General features: G+C 29.9%; 10 protein-coding genes. 8 read left to right on the top strand and 2 right to left on the bottom strand.

The window, feature by feature from the left end:
• Window positions 1-104 precede the first annotated feature (104 nt).
• Both QOR43_RS05875 and QOR43_RS05870 read right to left on the bottom strand, forming a co-directional pair.
• Complete coding sequence (locus QOR43_RS05875; RefSeq protein ID WP_283571449.1) at window positions 105-251, bottom strand: hypothetical protein; 147 nt, start codon at window positions 249-251, stop codon at window positions 105-107.
• Window positions 248-487: a transposase gene (locus QOR43_RS05870; protein WP_265134077.1), complete on the bottom strand. Its 240-nt coding sequence runs from the start codon at window positions 485-487 to the stop codon at window positions 248-250. The genes QOR43_RS05875 and QOR43_RS05870 overlap by 4 nt, the downstream gene beginning before the upstream one ends.
• Before the next feature lie 134 nt (window positions 488-621).
• On the opposite strand from QOR43_RS05870, the gene QOR43_RS05865 reads away from it, so the two are divergent.
• From QOR43_RS05865 to QOR43_RS05830, 8 genes are all read left to right on the top strand, one after another.
• Window positions 622-1,038, top strand: a complete 417-nt coding sequence (locus QOR43_RS05865; RefSeq protein ID WP_265134076.1) for a hypothetical protein — start codon at window positions 622-624, stop codon at window positions 1,036-1,038.
• Between the two features lie 2 nt (window positions 1,039-1,040).
• Window positions 1,041-1,949, top strand: coding sequence for an NADH-quinone oxidoreductase subunit B family protein (locus tag QOR43_RS05860; RefSeq protein ID WP_265134075.1), 909 nt, complete (start codon window positions 1,041-1,043; stop codon window positions 1,947-1,949).
• The gene (locus QOR43_RS05855) at window positions 1,946-3,313 is read left to right on the top strand and encodes a nickel-dependent hydrogenase large subunit (protein WP_265134074.1); all 1,368 of its coding nucleotides are present in this window, start codon (window positions 1,946-1,948) and stop codon (window positions 3,311-3,313) included. The genes QOR43_RS05860 and QOR43_RS05855 overlap by 4 nt, the downstream gene beginning before the upstream one ends.
• A gap of 70 nt (window positions 3,314-3,383) precedes the next feature.
• Window positions 3,384-3,632, top strand: a complete 249-nt coding sequence (locus tag QOR43_RS05850) for a HypC/HybG/HupF family hydrogenase formation chaperone (protein ID WP_265134073.1) — start codon at window positions 3,384-3,386, stop codon at window positions 3,630-3,632.
• Window positions 3,625-4,740: a hydrogenase formation protein HypD gene (hypD, locus tag QOR43_RS05845; protein WP_265134072.1), complete on the top strand. Its 1,116-nt coding sequence runs from the start codon at window positions 3,625-3,627 to the stop codon at window positions 4,738-4,740. The genes QOR43_RS05850 and hypD overlap by 8 nt, the downstream gene beginning before the upstream one ends.
• Window positions 4,741-4,742: 2 nt before the next feature.
• A complete protein-coding gene (hypE, locus tag QOR43_RS05840) occupies window positions 4,743-5,741 on the top strand; it encodes a hydrogenase expression/formation protein HypE (RefSeq protein WP_265134071.1) in 999 nt (332 codons plus the stop codon).
• Window positions 5,742-6,086: a hydrogenase/urease nickel incorporation protein HypA gene (gene hypA / locus QOR43_RS05835; RefSeq protein WP_265134070.1), complete on the top strand. Its 345-nt coding sequence runs from the start codon at window positions 5,742-5,744 to the stop codon at window positions 6,084-6,086.
• Between the two features lie 82 nt (window positions 6,087-6,168).
• Window positions 6,169-7,416, top strand: a complete 1,248-nt coding sequence (locus QOR43_RS05830) for a hydrogenase small subunit (protein WP_265134069.1) — start codon at window positions 6,169-6,171, stop codon at window positions 7,414-7,416.
• Window positions 7,417-7,419: the final 3 nt, after the last annotated feature.

Here is a 7,419-nt window from a genome sequence, read left to right as displayed (position 1 = left end):
TTTCCGGTATTTACTCCTATAACTACCTTTATCCCTTTTACTATTCCTATTAATATCTCTGTTTTTACATGCGATTTTACTTTTCTTAATTCTTTCCCTCTTTTCTATGAAAGCTTGTATGTGTCTGCATATCCAAATCCGGTTCCATCTGCTATTATGCAATAAAACTCTTTGTTTTTTACCTCTTTCTTTATATCTTCTGCTATTTTTTGTATTAGTTTATTTAAATTTTCAATCTGAATTTTCTTCATATAGTAGAAAAATCTGGGATTTGATTGAAATATTTTAATTCTCTTAATTCTTCTTCAAGTTCTCTAAAAGATAGCTCTTTCAGGACTCTTAGGATTAGTGCGAATATAATGATTTTATCGTCATATTTTTTAGGTCTTCCTCTCTTTTTTTCTTTTTCAGTTATTATATTATGTAGTTCATTTAAATATTTAGATGCTATTTTTAAAATTTTATGCTTAGAAACTTTTCTTTTCATCTTCATAACCTCTAACTTTTACCAGTTTTTTAACATTGGTAAACAATGATTAGATAATATGTTAACCAACTGATTGTCTGTCAAGTGTTAGCGAATTTTTAAACACTCTCAAAGAAGAACTTGCTAAATATATTATGCAATATTCTTCTAAATTACTTGGCAAAAAAATAAGAGAAATTTCAAAATTGGATATTCCTACGAAAGAAAAAATTTATCTTCTTGTAGAAAGATTTTTGCAACTTGCTACAGAAAAACCTGAATTGATTGATTATTTTCTGAGAGTATTTTTATCTAATAGGGAAGTCTTTAAGGAAGGATGTGAGGGATTTTTATGCGTAGGTGATGTGGTTACAGAATTGGCAATATTTTTAGAGGAAGGAGCAAAAAAAGGAGATTTAAGACAACAGGATTTTTTCACAGCTTTTGTTACAATAATGGGGCCACTTGGCGGTATTGTATTTTTACATGGTGAAAATGTTCTTCCGTACGATTTATTATCATACTCAAACGAGATAGCAGAAAATATATGGAGAGCTTTAAAAAGTGATTAATTATGAGTAATTTATTATGGATACAGGGACTTAGTTGTAATGGTAATACCCAATCTTTTTTTTGTGCTGAAAATATAGATATATTTCTTAAATCTATAAATATTCTTTATCATCCAGCTATGAGCTATTCCGACGATTTATTTCAAATTATTGATAAAATTGAAAATGGAGATATAAATCTGAATTTTTTAGTAATTGAAGGAGCTATTACAAAGAATAAAGATATCTGCAGATTAGGAAATTTTTCTATTGTAGAGATATTAGAAAAGATAATTCCAAAAACAGATTACATTATAGCTGTTGGTAATTGTGCATCATTTGGGAATATTCCTGCTTTATATAGAGATGATATAAAAGGTCTACAATTTAAATTTAAAGAGAAAAATAGATATTTGGCCGAAGATTTTAAAACCAGAAAAAATTATCCTGTTATAAATATATCAGGTTGCCCAGCACATCCTGAATGGATAATTAGAACAATATTGCAATTGCATTATGGATATGAAATAAAATTAGATAAATATAACAGACCAAAAGAGTTATATATGTATTTGACTCATGACGGCTGTATAAGGAATGAATATTTTGAATGGAAGGTTGAGACAACAGAGTTTGGTAAAAAAGAAGGTTGTTTATTTATAGATCTTGGATGTAGGGGACCTATGACCCATTCGTCATGTAATAAAATTCTATGGAATAATACTTCTTCAAAAACAAGAGCAGGTATGCCATGTATAGGTTGTACTGAGTTTGATTTTCCACGTAAAAATATGTTTGAAACAAAAAAGAATATTGGTATTCCTGAGGATATTCCTCTTGGCATTTCTAAAAGAGCATATATAATGATTTCCGGTGTAGCAAAAACTTTTAAAAATGAGAGATTAGAAAATAAATTGGAAGAAACAGAATGAAAATAAAAAAAGAGATTTTGAATAGAGTTGAGGGAGAGATTGAATTAAAATTAATGTGGGAAGATAATACGATTAAAGATGCATTAATTATAGCTCCTAATTTTAGAGGATTTGAATTTATATTAAGAAATAAACCTGTTTTGGATGCTTTAGTTATTTCTCCAAGGGTTTGCGGTATATGTGGACATGCCCATCTTATAGCTACGGTTAATGCTATTGAAGATATATATAATAAAAATGGATATGAGATAAAAATTACAGAAAAAGCAAAATTAATTAGAAATATTACATTAGCAGCAGAAATTATTCAAAATCATATTAGATGGTTTTATCTTTTTTTGATACCGGATTTTTTATATTTTAATGAAAATATGAAAATATATTATGAGCCTATAAAAGGTTTGCAATGGCAAAAAGGCTTAAAGGCAAGTAGTGAAATTGTTAAGGTTATATCCATTTTTGGAGGTCAATGGCCTCATACATCTTATGCTGTTCCAGGTGGTGTTGTATCTGATCCGATAACTACTGATATAATTTCTGCAATATCTATTGTAGATTATTTAATAAAATTTTTTGAAGATGAAATACTGGGAATAGATGCTGAAAAATATTTAGCTACTTCGTCTTTTGAAGAGCTTATTAATATATTAAAAGATGGAGATTTAAAAAGATTTATAGAAATGACTTTCAGTTTAAATATGGAGAATATAGGAACTGCTTATAAAAGATTTATAACCTTAGGTGATATTTTACCTTGCATAAAAAAAGGAGTTATAAAAAAGAAAAAGGTAAAATTTGATCTTAATAAAATAAAAGAAATAGATAGTTATTCTTATTTGACTAAAAATTTTGATATAAAATTAGATGAAAAAAGATATACATGGGCTAAAGGTGTCCATTATGATAAACTTCCTATGGAAACAGGTCCTCTTGCAAGAAGAATTTTAAATGAAGATAATCTTTTTCTGGATATGCTAAATAAATTTTCTGATAGTTTTCTTGTTAGGGTTTTAGCAAGATTAGATGAAATTATAAAACTGCTTTTTTCTATGAAAAACTGGTTACTGAGTATAAACCTAAAAGAAAGTTCTTATATAAAACCTCAGATGGATATTAAGAAACTTTCCGGTCAAGGCACAGGTATTACTGAAGCTGCAAGAGGTTCTCTTATTCATCAAGTTGTTATAAAAAATGGAAACATAGAAGAATATAATATTATTACACCTACCGTATGGAATCTTACATCAAGAGATGAAAAATATCCTTCACCGGCGGAAAAAGCAATTATCGGTTTAGACTCTAACATAAAAGCCCATATGGTTTTAAGAAGTTTTGATATATGTTCTGTTTGTACTACTCATTGAAAAAAACTCTTGACAAAATAATTAATCTATTCTATATTAATGAATAATCGTTCATCAGAGAGGTGAAAATATGTGTTTATCAATACCATCTAAAATAGTAGAAATATTAGAAGACAATTTTGCAATTGTGGATACAATGGGGGTAAAAAGAAAAGTTTCTCTTGATTTAATGCCAGAAGAAGTATCTATTGGAGATTATGTCCTTATTCATGTAGGATATGCTATAACAAAATTGAATGAAGAAGATGCCCTTGAAAGTATTAAAGTATATGAAGAGATTATAAGCAAGTTAGAAGAAGAGGAATTTAAAAATGAATAAAGTAGATTTTATCAAAGATTTCAGGGACAGTAAAAGAATATTAGCATTATCTAAATTAATAAAAGAGGAGGCAAAATCTGTAGAAAATATAAATATTATGGAAGTTTGCGGTGGCCATACCCATACTATAATGAAATACGGCATTAAACAGCTATTACATGAAAATATAAATTTTATACATGGTCCAGGATGTCCTGTCTGCATAATGCCAAAAGAGAGAATAGACCATGCAATAGAATTAGCCCAAGATGAAAGAAATATTGTTGCAACTTTAGGGGATATGATAAGAGTACCCGGTTCAAAAAGTTCATTACAAAAAGAGAGAGCAAAAGGTAAAAATATAAAAGTTTTATACTCTCCATTTGATATATTAGATATAGCATTAAAAAATCCGGATAAAAATATAATATATTTTGCTATAGGATTTGAGACCACGACACCTATGACAGCAGCTTTAATAGAAAGAGTTATTAATTTAAATATTAAAAATATCTATTTCCATATTAACCATGTTTTGGTTCCACCACCTATTAAAGCAATAATGGATAGTAAAGATAGCAATATAGATGCATTTATAGGGCCATCCCATGTGTCTGTAATCACCGGTGCAAAAATTTATAAAGAAATAGTAAATTTATATAATACACCTGTTGTTGTAGCCGGATTTGAACCAGTTGATATTATGGAAAGTATATTGATGATAATAAAACAGTTTAAAAAAGGAAAAAGCACGGTAGAGATTCAGTATTCAAGAGCTGTTAATTGGGAAGGAAATAAAAAAGCACAAGAAATGATTAATAAATATTTAGAATTGAGAGAAAGTTTTAGATGGAGAGGCATTGGAGATATACCTTTTTCAGCATTAAAATTGAAAAAAGAGTATAGTTATTTAGATGCAGAAAATATTTTCAAAGATATTCTTCCAGATACACCAATAGATGACCATAAATTATGTATTTGTGGCGATATATTAAAAGGTAAAGCAAAACCTTATGATTGTAAAATATTTGGCACAGCATGTAAGCCGGAAAATCCGGTTGGTGCATGTATGGTATCTTCTGAGGGAGCCTGTGCTGCTTATTATAAATACAGTATAAAAGAGGTTTAAAATTGAAGAAGATTTTATTATCTCACGGCGGTGGTGGAGAAGAAACTCAAAAATTAATCAAAGATTTATTTTTTAAATATTTTTCAAATGAGATATTAGAAAAAATGGAAGATTCTGCTATTTTGGATATAAACTCAAAAATAGCTTTTACGACAGATTCATTTACTGTTTCACCGATATTTTTTAAAGGAGGCAATATAGGAAAATTATCTATAGCCGGAACAGTAAATGATTTATCAGTGATGGGAGCAAGACCATTATATTTAAGTGTATCTTTCATTATTGAAGAAGGTTTTGATTACGATGATTTAGAAAAGATAGTTAAATCAATGGCAGAAGAAAGTAAAAAATCAGGGGTCTTAATTGTTACAGGAGACACTAAGGTTGTACCAAAAGGTAGTATAGATAAAATCTTTATAAATACAGCCGGTATTGGAAAAGTTATTTATGAAGGTTTATCTGCTTCCAATTTATCTGAAGGTGATATTATTATTGTATCCGGAACAATAGGAGATCATGGTGCTTGCATAATGGCAGAAAGAGAAGGTATGGAAATGGAGCTTGATTTAGAATCTGATTGTGCATCTTTATGGGATTTAGTAGAATATGTGATAAATAATGATATTAAAATAAAAGCAATGAGAGATCCAACAAGAGGTGGATTATCTGCTGTTTTAAATGAATGGGCTTTCAGCTCCAATGTTAATATAGAAATAGAAGAAGGAAAAATTCCAATAAAAAATGAAGTACAGGGGTTATGCGAATTAGTTGGTTTAGAAAGTTATAACCTTGCTAATGAAGGCAAAATAGTGTTTGCAGTTGATAAAAATGATGCAGAAAGTTTATTGGAAATTCTAAAAAAGCATCCTCTCGGTAAAGAAGCAGAGATTATTGGAAAAGTAATCGACGGAACAGATAAGAAAGTTATTTTAAAAACAACCCATGGAACAAAAAGAATAATGGAACCTCCTTCAGGAGAATTACTACCAAGGATATGTTAAATGCATGAATTCTCTGTTGTCCAAAGTTTATTAGATTTGATAGAAAAAAATGCAAAGGAACATAATGCTAAATCTGTAGATAAAGTTGTTGTTAAAATAGGAAGATTATCAGGAATAGAGCCACATTTATTGGAACTTGCTTTTGATACATTTAAAGAAAAAACCATTTGTGAAAATGCTAAACTTGAAATGATTATACAAGAAATCATAGCAATATGTGAAGATTGTAAGAAAGAGTTTGTTATAAAAGAAAATGAATTTATCTGTCCTTATTGTAAAAGCTTTAATATAAATATTTTAGATGGTGAAGATATGTATCTTTTATCCTTGGAGATGCAAATATAAGAATAATTGAATATAGTTGACTTTTTGATTTTTTTAATTTATATTTTGAATGAATATTTATTAAATTTGGGAGGTAATAGTCATGCAGTTCTTCAGTAGAGATTCGCTCCGACAGCTTTTCACAAAACCAACAAATTTAATCAACACAAATAAAGGGGATGAATACTACAAATCTCTTTACAGGCAAATTGAAAATCATCTCCAACACTTAGCTAATAGCAGGCCGATAAGAGAAGAAGATTTAAAGTTACATGAATACCTAAAAACATGGGAAATTTCAAGAAGGGATTTTTTAAAGTGGGTATCTGCCACAACCGCAATGTTAATGCTTCCTCCATCTTTTGAACCATTGGTAGCTCAAGCAGCAGAGCTAATGAATAGAATACCTGTTATTTGGATAAATATTCAAGACTGTGATGGAAATACAGAGGCTTTGATAAGGTCATCAGCACCAACAGTAGACGAATTAATTTTAGATTATATATCTTTGGAATATCAGGAAACATTAATGGCTGCTGCTGGAGATCAAGCAGAAAAATGTCTTGAAGATGCAGTAAAAGAATTTAAAGGTAAATATCTTTTATTTGTTGAAGGTTCTATTCCTGTAAAAATGGAATATGCATTTACAACAGGAAGACATCCGGAAACAGGTGTTGAAAGAGTTAAAAGATTAGCTAAAGATGCCGCAGCAGTTATTGCTGTTGGAGCATGTGCTTCTTTTGGAGGTATTCCTGCAGCCCATCCAAATCCAACCGGTGCAGTTGGAGTTATGGATGTGGTAAAAGGAAAACCAATAGTAAATATTCCTGCCTGTCCTGCAAATCCTGCAAATATAGTTGGTGTTTTACTTCATTATGTAATGACAGGTAGTTTACCGGAGCTTGATTCTTTACTTAGACCGAAATTTGCTTTTGGATATAGAATACATGATAACTGCGAAAGAAGAGCACATTTTGATGCAGGCGAATTTGTAGAAGAATGGGGTGATGAAGGAGCAAAAAATAATTTCTGTTTATATAAAATGGGATGTAAAGGACCTTTTACATTCAATAACTGTTCAATAATAAGATATAATGACGGCACAAACTGGCCAATAGGTGTGGGTAGAGGTTGTATAGGATGTTCTGAACCTGATTTTTGGGATAAATATGCAACAGAAAGACCAGTTGCAGCTTCACCTATTTCACCACCAGCAGAAAGAGGGGTAGAATCTACAGTTGATGAATTCGGTTTAACAATATTGACAGCAACGGCGATAGGTATTGGTATTCATGCAATATCAAGTGCTTTAGCCGGAAAAAAAGAAAATTCAGCAAATAAGGAGGTATAAACA

The organism is Venenivibrio stagnispumantis, assembly GCF_900182795.1.
Lineage (GTDB): Bacteria > Aquificota > Aquificia > Aquificales > Hydrogenothermaceae > Venenivibrio > Venenivibrio stagnispumantis.
This window is presented reverse-complemented; position numbering and strand designations above follow the sequence as displayed.